Here is a 14,260-nt window from a genome sequence, read left to right as displayed (position 1 = left end):
AGTAATTGTTGGTGCTGGTGGCAAATTTGGGACTGGCGCTGGATTTTGAGTAATTGTTGGTGCTGGTGGCAAATTTGGGACTGGCGCTGGATTTTGAGTAATTGTTGGTGCTGGTGGCAAATTTGGGACTGGCGCTGGATTTTGAGTAATTGTTGGTGCTGGTGGCAAATTTGGGACTGGCGCTGGATTTTGAGTAATTGTTGGTGCTGGTGGCAAATTTGAGACCGGCGCTGGCGTCGGCGTTAATGTTTGTGCTGGTGCTGGCGCGGGTGCTGGTTCCGGTGCTGGTGCTGGTGCTGGTGCGGGCGCTGGTTCCGGTGCTGGTGCTGGTGCTGGTGCGGGCGCTGGTTCCGGTGCTGGTGCTGGTGATGGTGCGGGCGCTGGTTCCGGTGCTGGCGCGGGCGCTGGTGCTGGTGTTGGCGCTGGTTCCGGTGCAGGTGCTGGCGCTGGTGCTGGTTCCGGCGTTAGTGTTTGTAAAGGTGCAGGTGCGGGCGCTGGTTCCGGTGCGGGTGTTGGCGCTGGTTCCGGTGCGGGTGTTGGCGCTGGTTCCGGTGCGGGTGTTGGCGCTGGTGTTGGCGCTGGTTCCGGTGCGGGTGTTGGCGCTGGTGTTGGCGCTGGTGCTGGTGTTGGCGCTGGTGTTGGCGCTGGTGTTGGTGCTGGTGTTGGTGCTGGTGTTGGTGCTGGTGTTGGTGCTGGTGTTGGTGCTGGTGTTGGTGCTGGTGTTGGTGTTGGTGCGGGCGCGGGTGTTGGTGCTGGCGCGGGTGTTGGTGCTGGCGCGGGTGCTGGTGCTGGTGTTGGCGCGGGTGTGGGTGCGGGCGCTGGTGTCGGTGCGGGTGTTGGTGCTGGTGTTGGTGCTGGTGTTGGTGCTGGTGTTGGTGCTGGTGTTGGTGCTGGCGATACTGAAGAAGCCGTAATGTTAATTTGGGTCGGCTGTACTATCTGAGGGTCGGGGCTGAAATAACTTCCCTGTGTAATCACATTTTCCTTCTTTGGACCCCCAGTGGCAATGCTGCCAGCAGTACCGTTGAGTTTGTTATAGTCGGGCCCGATACTGAAAAGAGTGTTCGAGGCTTCCCCGCCGTGGCGAATGGTGATATCTCCACCATTGGCGCTACCAGTCGTGGATGCGGAAATGCTGCAAGCTTGCGACAAGCAGTTGTTATCGTTTGTGAAAGTGCCTGTAGCTCGGAAATTACCGCCGGCTGTAATGTCAATCTCTCCTCCGCCTGTTCGGCCTTCGGTGTTGATATGGGTTACTTCGATGTCGTCGCGGGCGTTGAGAGTGACTGCGCCTCCTTGTTTTTCTTCGGAGTTGGCGTCTATGAACCCTGTTTGAATGCTGCTTGAGGGTGCTGCAATAATAACGTTTCCGGCGTTGCTGGTTTTGTCGATCGAGCTTGCGTTGATATTGCCTGTTTCTACTTTTCCTGTACGGCTGGTGACGGTGATGTTACCGCCTGCGGTGGTGTCAGAGTGGGAGTCGAGATCGGCAGTGCTAATGTCTCCACTAGCTTCTAGGGCGATTGGGCCACCTTGGGAAGTTGTCAGGTTTCCGCTGACTACAATGCTGTTCGCTGCTTGAATTTCGATCGCCTGAGCGTTTGCATCTTTTAGTGCCACGTCCCCTGCAGCTACGGCTCGGTTAGACGCCGTGAGTACCACTTCACCGCTGGCATTGACGCTGATGCCTGTAGCGTTTGTTTCACCGATGCCTGTGAGCAGTTCGGGCAAGGATGCGATCGAGAATGTCGAAGCTGTGCTGGATCTTTCTGTGGTGCTCGTCGCTGAGGGCGGCTCGATTTCCAAACTCAGCAAATTGCCTCGCTGGCTGACGCGCACTAAATTTGTCCCGGAGACTGATGCTACGGTAATTTGACCGTCTGGGGCAGAAAGGCTGCCTGTGCTGACAACGGTACCGCCGAGCAAGGTTAAGTTCTGTCCTGACTTGACTGCTAAGTCTGCCGTGCTGATAATTGCCCCTGCCTGATCGGCCCCAAAAGAAAAGGAATTGGGCGCGCCTGTCAGAGATGTGTAAGTGCTACTACCGACAGCGTTAAACGAGTTAGAACCAAATCCAATAGCGGTGGCGGTGGTTGCTGTGAAAGAAGCCGGCACGTTTAAGCTGGCACTGTTGCCAAATATGATGCCGGATGGATTCATCAGAAACAAGTTAGAATTGCCGCCGGTTACTTGAATTAAGCCGTTAATAATCGACGGGTTTCCGCCACCTATGCCCGCTAAAATGTTGCGAATGTTGGGGTTTGATATAAAGTTGGCAATCTGATTTTCCGACAAGCCGAATTCTGTAAAGCTGTGGAAAAGATTTTGTTTATCGCTCGATAATTGTCCGCCTTCAATGTCGAAGCGAGTTGGCTGCCCAGGAGTTCCATTTTGGGGTACCGGAGTGACTGTTGTGTTCGTTCCTTCCGCCGCTGGAACAATGGTTTGACCTTCGGCTTTTGCTTGCAAAAAGTAAAGATTTATTAAGATAATTGGCAGAGAAACTGCCAGTTTGCTTATTCTTTTTTTCGACAGGAATTTAGCCTTTATTTGAATATTTTTGGCGGTTTCCATAGGTTTTTAATGGGTAAAATATATACACAGAAATTAGGTAAATAAACCTAGTTTATCTAAAAAATTGGAGTTAAAGGCTGTATATTTATGAAGCTAGCGGGTTTCGGACTGCAAGTGCGTTCCAGACTCACTTTCCCGACTCACTGAGGAAAATTTCCCTGTAAAATTTGCCTCTGCATTTGCAATTCCCCGAGCGTATCTTCTCCACAATCTAAATATAACTCGCAATGCCTAGAAGCTGTATCTTCCGGATGACATATAAAAAAGCTGGCTTTCCTAGACGCACTCCGACCCCTAAAAACCGTTTTTTTTTACATTAGTGAGAGTTTGAAGGAAGTATGGCTGTTTAAAAAATCGGCTTCTGCGCCCAGAACTGACCGGGAAAAATCCACGTAAAAAAATTTTCCTTTCCTTTTATAAAAAAGAACAAAAAAAGCCGGCTCTACAATTGCCGACCCTTAAAATTCTGACAAAAATAAGAAGTCCTGGACGCAACGCGTACATAAAGTGTAGGGTGCGTCAGAAACGGTCGATTGCTTCTTCATTCCTGGACGCAGAAACCCTGTTTTTTTACGAAAACACTTCGTTGCAGCCCAAGGCTTAAAAAACTCGGTTTCTTTGGTAGTCGTGGACGCCAAGCTGCATAGAAACCGGGTTTGTTAACGAAAATAATTCGTTGCAGCCTGCAGAAACGATAAAAAAACCCGGTTTCTTTAGTCTGTATCCGTAAGTCCTGTCCTTGCTTCTTCCTTGTTCCTTCTGGCGGCTGCCTTTCGGTTTTAATCTGTCGCCCTGTTGCTGTTTAATGGGGTGTCCAGGCGGATTTTTTGAATGATTTAAGAGTTAGTTGGGAGAAGTTTGGACGGTGGGCGATGGACTGGGTGAAGCAGGGCGCGGTGAAGCAGGGCGCGGTGAAGCAAGGCCCGGTGAAGGAGTGGATTGGTTGGATTTTTTGAGGCCGACAAAAGCGTCGTAACGGGTGGTACGATCGCCAATGACGGCCGCTGTAACGCCGATCGACCGCGTGGCGTCTATCCACATTTTTTGGTTGGGAGGAAACTCCGGCAAAGCTAGGTTTTTCGGGTTAAACGCACTCTCGATGTCGATGAAGAAATTGCCGTTGTGTGGTTTAAGTTGCGATCGTACAGTTTTCTGGAACAGTTCGCTGCTTAAAAGCGGACTTTTCGGTTCCGGAACGATCGCATCAACTATGGGAGCTCCTACTGTCATAAACGCTACATCGTTCATCCAACCGCGAGTTACCGTAATCCCTCCAAACGGCGATGTCCATTTAATCGCCGGTTTGCCGCCGACTTGAATTTCCTCCACTCTAAACCCTTTCATTTTCATCGTTTCATCAAGCTGTTTCAGGGATTTGTTGGCAGCGCCCCGGTTGTTTGTTTCCACCATAAATACAAATCCGGCAGCAAATTTGTCTCTGGGATTCTGCGTGGCGGCTGGTATTAATGATAGAGAAAATTCTCCCGCCATCCAGTTCATCAAGTCTTTATCTAAATCCATGCCGGTAGTGGATTTTAAACCTGTGCGTAAAACTTGGGGATTAATCGGGGAAATCGGGTTTGCCTCGGCTCCCACTACGTAGTCTTGCCACAAACGCTGCAAGTTGCCGCCGGATACCATCATTATGGTATTGCTTGGCAGGCGGTTAACCATTTTTAGAGCATTGTTTTCTACTGCTATCCTTCTGGTAGAATCTGGTTTTAGCCAAGAGACTGATTTGAATCCAATTCCTTCTGCCTCCAGCGTCGCTGTGGTGGCAAATCCCTGATTTTGTTGCAGTTTTTCGAGGTTTTCTGGCGAAATTTCACGGGCTGAGTTGGCGGCGGCATAGGCGGCAGCAACGGGCATATTGACGTAGATTTGAGCGAAGGCGCCCGGACTTTTTATTTTGTCTATGGCGTCTGCATAGCCAGGGGTTTTTGCTAGGGATGGTTCGCCTTTGTAGGTGTCGATTATTCTGTCTGTAGCGCTAGGATCTGTGGTGACTGCTAGATAGTTGGTGCCCAATACCGCGACGGAAAAATTGCGATCGGGTACGCCTTGAGTTTCTGTGACTTGCACGCCTTTATAATTACGCTCAACTATTTTTCCTTGGCTGAGAGGCCTGGGTTTTGTTAATAATTCTTTGGCTTTGAGCGGGTTGGCAATTGGCAGGATAATTGCCACTGACTGTTGAATTGGCGGAGATGGGGGCGTGTTGGGTGGGGGCGGGGGGGCTGGTATAGCTATTTTGTTGCGGAGAAAAGCCACCATTGCTGTGTTACCCACCCAGGGTTGAATGTCTTGCTGGTAGGCGTAGCCGTTGCTTGTGAGGAGGCGATCGCGCATTTCGCTTAAAAACCTCTCAAACGAAGCTTTTGACTCGGGGGTGCCAAACTCTCGCAGTCTATTCCACTGCGATTGATCGGTGCTGATGGATAGGGCCATCATCGTATCTTGCGGGACAACGGTTGCCCCCGCCGGCAAATCTTTGGCGGGCCCACGGGAAATGACGAGGTAGTAGGTGACAAAGCCTAAACCGATCAGAAGTGTGGCGGCTCCGATCGTAAACAGCAGGGAAGATTTATCTTTCTTAAACATTATTCGTAAGGTTCGGGTGCTCGCAACATCATAAATTATATTGGCGATTGGGCATGGGGGATTGGGCATGGGGCATGGGGCATTGGTAATTTGTTGTTTTTTATTTGTTATTAGAAAAACTACTAACCAGTAACCACTAACCACTATAGTCCTAGACGCAGAAACCCTTTTTTTACTAAATACTGGATTTGAGCGTTGAATCCTGGTAAAAAACCTGGTTTCTTTGGAATTTACGCATAAGCCCTACACTAACTACTCCCGATGCCCAATTCCCGATGCGCGATGCTTTTAAGCCCGATGCCCAATTCCCCATTCCCTGATGTTAGTTTCTGGCCTTAAAGTCTTTAAAGATAGTTTGAAACGAGTACATCAGCCGGTGGACATCGTTTGTGGCTCTAGGAAAAATGTTTAGTTCCCATTTTTTGCGAGCGGTAGTTAGGAGTTTTGCTACGGATTGGGAGTAACTGTTAGAAATGAAATAGCTGCCGCCTTCGTAGCGGATGTCTGACGCTAAGCCGATAAAAGCACCGGCCATTTCTAGTTTAAGTTCTGAGGTGCTGTGTTCGGATTTTACTGCTAAAATTACCTGCGAGTGCCGGGGTTCGCGGTTGAGCAAGCGGCAGATATTTGCTTCTTTTTGGTACAAAATTAAAACGTTGCAGTTGTGCAGAACTCCGGCTCTACCTTGGATTTTTACTCCTAGGTGAACTTCCAGGGGTGGTTTGTCGGGAAATTCCACCACAGCATGAGTGTATGGATGTGCAGTTCCGTGGATTTTTCCCGCCGTTTTTCTAAATGTTAAATATTTCGGTGTTTGGTCGTCTAAAACATTGTTGTAATAAATAGTACCGCCTTCATTAGCAACTGCTTTTAGCAGAATAGTGAATAGGTAAGTGTCAAAAATTCTGGATTGTTCTGCTGCTGTATTAAACTCGGGATCTATCGAGCTTTTTAATTTGCTTTTAATGTCGGAATTTATGGCGTAGTTGCTGGGCCCGGAGGGCAGTTTTTCGAGCAAGTGCTTGAGGGCGATCGCCTGTTTGTGGCGGGGGGCTGTGACGCTGGAGGTAAACTCAATTGTTTTGGCAGTTTCGGCACCTGAATTGGCAAAGGTAATTTTTGTGCCGAGGGGAGAGGTTTCTGATTCTACTTTCAAGAAATAAGCAATTTCGTCTTCCATTTCGGAAGTGTTGACCGTCGCTTGTTCGACAGCATTAATTAACAGCAAAAGTTGTTCTTTTGCGGTATAATCTTCTATCTTGAGCAGGGGTGTTTTTCTTTTGAGCGATCGCTCTTCAATTACTTTGCCTATCTCTACAGTATCCGCTACTTGTTGAACTACCCAACCTAAATTAAACTCATTCAGAATTGCCGCCAGTTCTTGATAGAGTTTGGCGTACTCGATCTCGTCCATAATTGTTTCTGCGCTGCACACTATTCTGATTATACAAGGTGATTTGATTTTTTGGTCAATGGCTGGTCAGCAACTAGGCAGATTGGCTGTGATGGCGGAGTATCGAAGTGTTTGAGTGTCCGAGTCGGGAAAATCTTTCTCTTCCCCGAACATCGATCCGTCACATCCCTTAAATCCCGTACATTGCTGGTTGCCGAACTTGCTGCTGCTTGAGAGAGACAATTGGGAGTAAGCTATTCTACGACATTTGTAGCGATCAAACTATGGCAACTATCAACGACAACTACCTCAAACTCAAAGCCGGCTACCTGTTTCCCGAAATTGGGCGCAGGGTGAAAGCTTATGCGGAGGCGAATCCCGAAGCGCCCATCATCCGGCTGGGGATTGGCGACGTGACTGAACCGCTACCGGCTGCTTGTCGGGAGGCGATGGTGAAGGCGGTGGAAGATATGGGCTCGCGGGATACCTTTAAAGGATACGGCCCGGAACAAGGTTATGAGTGGCTGCGGGAGAAAATTGCCGAGCACGATTTTAAGTCGCGGGGATGCGATGTTGATGCTTCGGAAATCTTTATTTCTGATGGTTCTAAGTGCGATTGCGGCAATATTCTCGATATCTTTGGCAACAATAATACGATCGCAGTTACAGATCCAGTTTATCCGGTCTATGTTGACACTAACGTGATGGCCGGACACACGGGAGATGCGAACGAAAATGGCGAATACGGTGGCTTAGTTTACCTGCCAATTACAGCGGAAAACAATTTTACTGCCCAAATTCCCACCGACAAAAAAGTCGATTTAATTTACTTGTGTTTCCCGAATAACCCGACGGGGGCAACTGCAACCAAGGAACACTTGCAAGCTTGGGTAAATTATGCTAAAGCTAACGGTTCGATTATTTTCTTCGATGCGGCTTACGAAGCGTATATTACCGATCCGAGTTTACCGCATTCTATCTACGAAATTGAAGGGGCGCGGGATTGTGCGATCGAATTTCGTTCTTTTTCCAAGAATGCTGGTTTTACGGGTACTCGCTGTGCGCTAACAGTTGTACCGAAGACTTTGACTGGAAAAGCAGCAGATGGTTCCGATGTCGAAATTTGGAAGCTGTGGAACCGCCGCCAATCTACTAAATTTAACGGAGTTTCTTACATCGTGCAGCGCGGTGCTGAGGCGGTTTATTCTGAGGCTGGCAAGGCACAGATTCAGGCTTTAGTCAATTTTTACATGGAAAATGCTGCGATTATTCGCGAGAAATTGACTGCGGCGGGAATCCAGGTTTTTGGTGGCGAAAATGCACCTTATGTGTGGGTGAAAACGCCTCACGGTTTGTCGAGTTGGGATTTCTTTCAGAAGTTGCTGGAAACTTGCAATGTGGTGGGAACTCCGGGTTCGGGTTTTGGTGCGGCGGGTGAGGGTTATTTCCGAATTTCGGCGTTTAATAGTCGGGAGAATGTGGAAGAAGCGATGAGACGGATTGTGGAGAAGTTTAAGGTTTAATCTCCTCTCCTGCTTAAACCGAAAAGCCGCCAGCCCGCCAGGGAATGAATTCCCTGGCTAATAGCGAAAGTCCTCTGAAGAGGACTAATGAGTTCTTCAGTCCTCATAGCGAGGACTTTCGCTTTGAGACAGGGGTTTCAACCCCTGGCGGACTGCCGGAATCAGCGAAAAAGCATTAATTTAATATGTTGTGGAACAGGCCGGAAAGCCTGTTCATGAAAATAGTAAAAGATGTGAGTTATAATCTAAAATAATTGTGGCTCATGGTTTCAATAAAAAATGCAACCCCAGACTAGGAGTTTATTATGCACTTGCTACGAGTTCAAGTTCCTAATTTTCGCGGTTTAAAGGACATTGACATCACTTTTGAAAAAGATTTTTTTCCTCAAATTTTTCCGCTGGGAAGTCAAAATGGCGGCGGTAAAAGTACGCTATTGCAGTTGATTTTTGTATTGTTACACTGTTCAGTTGATGATGATAAAAAACGGTTTTTAGCAAATCTGCTTCAGGGATTTAAAATTTATGATGGGGAAGACAAACGAGTCTTAGCCGTAATTGACATTTGGGATGGAGAAAAAGTTGTCAAACTTCAATTCATTTCTTATAAAGATTATTATGTAAAAAGAATATTAGACTTAGATAGTAAAAAGGAAACTATAGATGAAGAATATCTGTGTTTTTCGACATTAAAAAAATTTAAAAATGTCACGGCTTACTTATTCAAACAAATTTCATTAAATCCGCAAAGAAATGCAGAACAGATAGTAAAATCTCGAAAAGAACATAAAAAGCTTGAGGTAATTAGTCAGGAAATTATTAAATATTTAGAATCAGAAGATATGACATATATATGTAACTATTCAAGTGACATAAATTCTAATGATAAGCGAGATGAAGCTTTATTATGTCATTTCAATAATATAGATAGCAAAGAAACAGAAGTTTTTTTTAATGAGTTGTCACATAAAATATTTTTGGCCGCCCCGTCCACGCAAATATTTCTATTTTTTTCGCAAGTTTCTAGAAAACTCTTATTTGGAACCTCCAGTGAAGAAGATAGGAATTACTATGGGATACTGGAATCTGCAAAATCTCAATTAAAATGCTTATTTACCTATGATTTCCTTGCTGTAGAGCTACTTATTGAATTATTTAGAACGGCTCGCGATCTAGACTTCAGAGAAGCGATTAAAACAGGTACCTATGGAAACAACTATCAAACTCTAATTAAGGAATTAAATCTGCTGTTGGGAAATAAAAAAATAAATTTAAATGAAGATTTTTCGGGTGTCAACTTTAAATTATATAATAATAGTGAAACTATAGAACTATATCCAGAAGATTTAAGCCACGGCGAACTCAAAAGACTCAGCATTTATATATGGCTTAAGTCTCGCAACATAGAAGATGCTATTGTTTTGATGGATGAAGTTGAAATTGCTTTTCATCCAGATTGGCAATATCAAATTATATCAGACCTCAAAGAGTGGGCGCCCAGCAATCAATATATTCTGGCAACTCACTCCTACGCATTGTGCGAAGCTCTGACACCAGCTCACGTTAAAGAAATTGAGCCAAAACTTATCAAACAAGAATCTAATATTACAAATGAGTCTTAGTCCACAACAACTAAAAAAACATTGTGAGGCAATTCTTCAATCTCGCAGAATTAAAAACAAAATTGTGGTATTGTGCGAAGGTGATATTCGGAAAACGCAGGGTAGAGAGTCACCTCAAGCTTATAAAGCAATGGAGCAAATGCCTGATGCTAACTTTTATAAGGCTTGCGTTCCGACATGGTGGAGACAGAAGTTACCGGAATTTTTCAACTGCGGCGATCGCAAAGATGTATTAGACACCTACTTTACTCTTTCAAGATTACACGAAAAGGATACCACTAATTCATATTTAGATCCCGCTCGACTTTTTGCAATGATAGATTTAGACTTGCAACTGCAAACGATCGACAATTATATTTTTGCAGATACAGAAGCAATTTTTCGGAATCTTTACGAAAAATCGCAGGTGAAAGAGCAAAACGCAGCACAGCACCGCATCTGGATTACAGGTTTGATTCATAAAGAAGCATATTTTCTGACACCTGAACTTCAACCAATATTTGACAATTGTTGTAACAAGCCGATTTATCAGGGAAATCCTGCGGTACTTGCAAATATTTATCTGGATATGGCTGATGCAATTTGTAGCGACTTGGATTTACAGAACAACCTACACAGAGCCTTCGATCGCATTAGTTACTGTTCGAGATTGGATTGTAGTGAAGTTCAAGCATTTCAGGCTTCGTGGAAAGAGCGGTTTCAAAATGCTGTAGATGAAACGCATAAAAATCAGTCGATCGCAGTTTTGCTGACAATTAAAAAAGCTAAGGATTATTGGCATCAAATTAAGCCATCCGGTGACTTTAGCCGGGAAGATTGGGTATTTAGAGAGCAACTCTCGTTAGAAATTGGGAGATTTTATTCAGAGCAAAGTAGCGATGTTAAGTCTCATATCCCTTTTTTTTTCAAAACATTGTATGAGTTCGTTTAAATAAAACGCCTCAATTATAATATTCCCTTTTCTATCCATCAGCATCGCTAGGAAAACCAAATTGGTCTGGTAATTCAGCAGAGGTAATTTGCAGAATTTCTAGCAACTTCTTGTATTGAACAGGCGTTAGCTTCGGTACCGATCGCCCAGCTTCCCAGTTGCTTACCGTCGCTTCCGTAACGCCAAGTGCTTCTGCTAACTGCTTTTGAGTCATAAACCGCTGAACTCTCAGTCGCATTAGGGGCGATCGATCGGCTCTTTCTGAGGTTTCCATAGGCTATTTGTTAAGTTATATTAATTTATTTGGATTTTCCCTAAAATAATTAACATCTACCCTAAAGTAATTTAGATTTAACCTAATAGATATTAGACAGCACCAGTTAAGCCACTTGTGCTGTAGGGGAATTGCTGTCTTTTCTTCAACTTGTTATTGTACGCGGTTTTACCGTTACAAAGCATCAAACCAATCCAAAATTATTAGTCAAAGCCATGTTGCAAGATTCATCATCGAACCAAACATCGCCCAATGTTTTAACCAACCAAACCTTTGAGGCCGATCGCGAAGCAGTCCGTCACGTCATCATCGGTTCGCCGCTGGGTGTACGGCGAACTATCCACCAACTGCACGCATTGCGCTACGAGGAAGCTGTTCGTTGGACTCATCCGATCGCCATTCCCGACAATCGCATCATTATTACACCCGAACAGGGAGAAATCATGAGTCTGTTAGTTAAGTTAATCCGGTTGGAATGAAGTTTTAAATGTGCGATCGATCTTTCTAGAATTGAGTCAAAAGTGCTATTCACCAAACAGTAGACAAAAGTGGACAACGACTTCAAACACTGGAGAGATAGCCAGCCTAAGTTACAAACTACGTTTTCAAGGTGATGACACCTACAGGTGCTTTCCAGCTTGTAGCCCTGTCGTCAATCGTTAAACATCCCTATTTGGTTAAGGAAGTGCGATTGATATCACAAGCCCTGAAAACATTGGCGAGGAAAACATTACCCCGAAAGGGAGGACATCCATGTCTAATTTTGTATTTGTTGTGGATACCAATGGACAACCGCTTAACCCAGTACCGCCAGGACAAGCAAGGCGATTGCTAAAACAGAGGCTTGCCGCTATTTATCGGCGTTACCCATTTACGATCGTACTCAAATACACAGTATCCGTTCCAAAAATACAGCCCTATCAATTAAAAATCGATCCAGGCTCTAAGGTTAGTGGATTAGCCATTGTCCGAGATGACAAGGTAATCTGGGGTGCCGAATTAACCCACAGGGGACAACAAATTAAGAATGATTTAGAGTCGCGTCGTGCAATTCGTCGCCACCGTAGAAACCGGAAAACTAGGTATCGGCGAGCGCGGTTTTTAAACCGCAGCCGAAAACCGGGATGGTTGCCACCCAGTCTAGAATCAAGAGTAGAAAATATTCTGACTTGGGTGAACCGTATACGCCGATATGTTCCAATTACAGAAATATGTCAGGAGTTGGTTAAGTTTGATACCCAGGCAATGGAAAACCCTGAAATATCGGGTATTGAGTACCAACAAGGAGAACTGGCAGGCTACGAGATTAGAGAATATTTATTAGAAAAATGGGGGAGAAAATGTGCTTATTGCAACGCTCAAAATGTTCCCTTGGAAATTGAACATATTCATCCCTCTTCCAAAGGGGGAAGTTCAAGAGTTTCTAATTTGACAATTGCTTGCCGTCACTGCAACGAAGCCAAGGGAAATCAGGAGATTAAAGATTTCTTAGCACAGAAACCAGAATTGTTAAATCGGATAGCAAAACAAGCCAAAAAACCCTTGAAAGAGGCAGCAGCAGTAAATAGTACGCGCTGGCAACTATTCAACAGACTAAAAGAAACATCATTACCAGTTGAAACAGGAACAGGTGGTAGAACCAAATACAATCGTACTCGATTGAAATTACCAAAAACTCATTGGTTAGATGCAGCTTGTGTAGGAGTAGTGTCCCACTTAAAAATATTGACTTCACAGCCTTTGTCAATCGCAGCTAAAGGATGGGGAAGTCGTCAGATGTGCCAGCCTAATAAATATGGCTTTCCGATTAAACACAAGACGCGATGCAAGGAGTTTTTTGGTTGTAAAACTGGCGACATAGTACAAGCAACTCTGCCCACAGGAAAGTTTGCAGGTACTCATGTCGGTAGGCTAATTGTACGAGCAAGTGGAGTTTTTGAGATGATTTCGGCAACAGGAAAGGTGAGCCCAGTGCGTCACAAATACTGTAAAGCAATTCACCGTAATGATGGCTATATGTATGCATTGTCAACTTTTGTCCAGTAAATCGGCAATTAAAGGCGTAGCGATCGGCTAAAATCGTAGGATATATTACGCACTTCGCACTCCGCCTCCGAAAAGTTATACAATTACTGCCAAATTGTCAACCCCTAAAGGTCGATAAATTGTATCTCTTTGCTGATAATCCCGCCCCAAAGAACGAATCGCATTTTGCAAATCTTCGACAGATTGACAACTGCCGCCAACCGCACCGGCCATTGTAGTAATGTGTTCTTCCATCAACGTACCGCCGATGTCGTTGCAGCCCCATTTCAGCGCTTCTCTAGCTCCATCTAAACCTAATTTTACCCAACTCGGCTGGTGATTAGAAATCAAATTCCCTAAGAAGATTCTCGATACAGCGGTGAGTAACAATGTATCTGCTAAAACTGGTTGGTCGCGGCCGACTCGACTCCGCAAAGGTGCCGGTGCTTCCTGTCCGACAAATGGTAGTAAAATAAATTCTGTAATGCGTGCCCCATAGTTTTGGTCGATCGCAGTTTGTTGGAGCGATCGCACTTTTTCTAAATGCAAAACCTGCTGTTGGGCCGTCTCAATATGCCCGCAAAGCATCGTACTCGTTGTCGGCAAACCCAGACTGTGAGCAGTTCCCACAATTTCCAGCCAAGTTGCCGAATTTAGTTTTTCCGGGCAAATCACCCGTCGCACAGCATCGTCGAGAACTTCCGCCGCGGTTCCCGGCATCGAACCGACTCCGGCATCCCGCAAAGCCGAAATTACATAGCTGAAACTAAGATTATCTTCTCTGGCAATAAACTCTATTTCTTGCGGCGAAAAAGCGTGCAAGTGCAACTGAGGAAACTTATCCTTAATGGTTTTCACCAATTGCAGATAATAAGGCAAAGATTTGCCGTTCAGCTTAGCTTGAAGATTTAAGCCGCCCTGCATACAAATTTCCGTCGCACCCCGCTGCACTGCATCAGTTGCCTTTTCCTGAATTTGAGCTGCATCTAACCAAAAAGCGCCCTCATCTCCCTCGTCGCGGCGGAATGCACAAAAACTACAATGCTGCTCGCAAATGTTAGTAAAGTTAATATTCCGATTGATAACGTAGGTGACAGTATCCCCTGATTGTCTGCGGCGGAGCAAGTCAGCGGTTGTTTGAATAGAAGCTCGCGCGTCTGGATCTCTTTGCTGCAAAAGTACCAAGGCTTCTGCTGCAGAGATGTTATAACCTTGTAAAGCTCGATAGAGAATTGCATCCACAGTTTTCTTTTTAACTCAATTACAGAATTACTAACTAGAATTAAGACATTTTTATATCTTAACTAATCAATTATGGAG

At 45.3% G+C, this 14,260-nt stretch carries 10 protein-coding genes; 5 read left to right on the top strand and 5 right to left on the bottom strand.

All coding sequences use genetic code 11. From position 1 onward, the window contains the following. The 3 genes from QUB25_RS26595 to QUB25_RS26585 form a co-directional block, all read right to left on the bottom strand. On the bottom strand, nt 1-2,574 hold a 2,574-nt coding region (locus QUB25_RS26595; RefSeq protein ID WP_333187994.1), incomplete at its 3' end, for a two-partner secretion domain-containing protein. An 843-nt stretch (nt 2,575-3,417) separates the two neighbouring features. Beyond that, nucleotides 3,418-5,175 (bottom strand): DUF3352 domain-containing protein, encoded by a 1,758-nt coding sequence (locus tag QUB25_RS26590; RefSeq protein ID WP_333187991.1) that lies wholly within the window; start codon nt 5,173-5,175, stop codon nt 3,418-3,420. Between the two features lie 322 nt (nt 5,176-5,497). Beyond that, a complete protein-coding gene (locus QUB25_RS26585; protein WP_333187988.1) occupies nt 5,498-6,589 on the bottom strand; it encodes a hypothetical protein in 1,092 nt (363 codons plus the stop codon). Between the two features lie 263 nt (nt 6,590-6,852). Here QUB25_RS26585 and QUB25_RS26580 point away from each other — a divergent pair, with 263 nt between their 5' ends. From QUB25_RS26580 to QUB25_RS26570, 3 genes are all read left to right on the top strand, one after another. Next, nucleotides 6,853-8,091: an LL-diaminopimelate aminotransferase gene (locus QUB25_RS26580; RefSeq protein ID WP_333171297.1), complete on the top strand. Its 1,239-nt coding sequence runs from the start codon at nt 6,853-6,855 to the stop codon at nt 8,089-8,091. Nucleotides 8,092-8,396: 305 nt separating this feature from the next. Beyond that, complete coding sequence (locus tag QUB25_RS26575; RefSeq protein ID WP_333187985.1) at nt 8,397-9,710, top strand: AAA family ATPase; 1,314 nt, start codon at nt 8,397-8,399, stop codon at nt 9,708-9,710. Further along, complete coding sequence (locus tag QUB25_RS26570; protein WP_333187982.1) at nt 9,700-10,641, top strand: hypothetical protein; 942 nt, start codon at nt 9,700-9,702, stop codon at nt 10,639-10,641. The genes QUB25_RS26575 and QUB25_RS26570 overlap by 11 nt, the downstream gene beginning before the upstream one ends. A gap of 31 nt (nt 10,642-10,672) precedes the next feature. Here QUB25_RS26570 and QUB25_RS26565 read toward each other — a convergent pair whose 3' ends face one another. Continuing rightward, nucleotides 10,673-10,915, bottom strand: coding sequence for a helix-turn-helix domain-containing protein (locus QUB25_RS26565; protein WP_190745066.1), 243 nt, complete (start codon nt 10,913-10,915; stop codon nt 10,673-10,675). 131 nt (nt 10,916-11,046) lie between these two features. Here QUB25_RS26565 and QUB25_RS26560 point away from each other — a divergent pair, with 131 nt between their 5' ends. Both QUB25_RS26560 and iscB read left to right on the top strand, forming a co-directional pair. After that, nucleotides 11,047-11,394, top strand: a complete 348-nt coding sequence (locus QUB25_RS26560) for a hypothetical protein (RefSeq protein ID WP_333187978.1) — start codon at nt 11,047-11,049, stop codon at nt 11,392-11,394. A gap of 274 nt (nt 11,395-11,668) precedes the next feature. Then, nucleotides 11,669-12,961 (top strand): RNA-guided endonuclease IscB, encoded by a 1,293-nt coding sequence (iscB, locus tag QUB25_RS26555; protein WP_333187975.1) that lies wholly within the window; start codon nt 11,669-11,671, stop codon nt 12,959-12,961. Nucleotides 12,962-13,036: 75 nt separating this feature from the next. Here iscB and cofH read toward each other — a convergent pair whose 3' ends face one another. Further along, the gene (gene cofH, locus QUB25_RS26550; protein ID WP_333187973.1) at nt 13,037-14,182 is read right to left on the bottom strand and encodes a 7,8-didemethyl-8-hydroxy-5-deazariboflavin synthase subunit CofH; all 1,146 of its coding nucleotides are present in this window, start codon (nt 14,180-14,182) and stop codon (nt 13,037-13,039) included. Nucleotides 14,183-14,260: the final 78 nt, after the last annotated feature.

It is taken from the genome of Microcoleus sp. B3-D7, from assembly GCF_036705305.1.
In the GTDB taxonomy this organism is placed as follows: Bacteria; Cyanobacteriota; Cyanobacteriia; order Cyanobacteriales; family Microcoleaceae; genus Microcoleus.
Note: the sequence above shows the minus strand (reverse complement) of the source record. Positions and strands in the feature narration are given on the sequence as shown.

What these genes read in the sequence shown, in the direction of transcription:
- QUB25_RS26580 (WP_333171297.1), top strand. Translation starts at nt 6,853, where the DNA reads ATGGCAACTATCAACGACAACTACCTCAAACTCAAAGCCGGCTACCTG.
- QUB25_RS26565 (WP_190745066.1), bottom strand. Translation starts at nt 10,915, where the DNA reads ATGGAAACCTCAGAAAGAGCCGATCGATCGCCCCTAATGCGACTGAGA.
- QUB25_RS26590 (WP_333187991.1), bottom strand. Translation starts at nt 5,175, where the DNA reads ATGTTTAAGAAAGATAAATCTTCCCTGCTGTTTACGATCGGAGCCGCC.
- QUB25_RS26570 (WP_333187982.1), top strand. Translation starts at nt 9,700, where the DNA reads ATGAGTCTTAGTCCACAACAACTAAAAAAACATTGTGAGGCAATTCTT.
- QUB25_RS26585 (WP_333187988.1), bottom strand. Translation starts at nt 6,589, where the DNA reads ATGGACGAGATCGAGTACGCCAAACTCTATCAAGAACTGGCGGCAATT.
- iscB (WP_333187975.1), top strand. Translation starts at nt 11,669, where the DNA reads ATGTCTAATTTTGTATTTGTTGTGGATACCAATGGACAACCGCTTAAC.
- QUB25_RS26575 (WP_333187985.1), top strand. Translation starts at nt 8,397, where the DNA reads ATGCACTTGCTACGAGTTCAAGTTCCTAATTTTCGCGGTTTAAAGGAC.